This window comes from Tamlana crocina (assembly GCF_012037625.1).
Genome location: NZ_JAAVJS010000404.1, coordinates 1 through 387, shown reverse-complemented (window position 1 = coordinate 387; position 387 = coordinate 1). Strand labels below are relative to the sequence as shown.

Here is a 387-nt window from a genome sequence, read left to right as displayed (position 1 = left end):
AGAGGAGTCTCGTATTCTCCGTCTTCTCCTATAATGGAAGGGCCCTGTTTTTCAATGGCTTCTATCCCTTCTTTTCGCAGGTAAGGTTTGATCTTTGGATAAAGGTCTTCCAGGATATCAGTTTCGGCTTCTTCAAGGGGTGCCCCGGCATCTCCCGCAATACAACAGGCTCCTTTACAGGCCGAAAGGTTACAAACAAAATCCTTTTTCAGGATCTCTTCAGAAACAATAGTTTTTCCAAGCTGAAACATGTGGTAAATATACCTTTTTTCAGCAGGTTTTCTTTAGCCAAAAACCAATTTACATTCTGTTAAAATTTTCATATTAAAATTATTAATGGTCAATTCGAAGTACTTTTGCAGGCTAAATTTTGAGTATGGAACTTAA

At 38.2% G+C, this 387-nt stretch carries 1 protein-coding gene; it reads right to left on the bottom strand.

Going from position 1 to position 387, the window contains the following annotated elements; genetic code table 11:
* Positions 1–251 (bottom strand): DUF3109 family protein (locus tag HC176_RS17330; RefSeq protein ID WP_167920253.1); only part of this gene is annotated, 251 nt, incomplete at its 3' end.
* Positions 252–387: the final 136 nt, after the last annotated feature.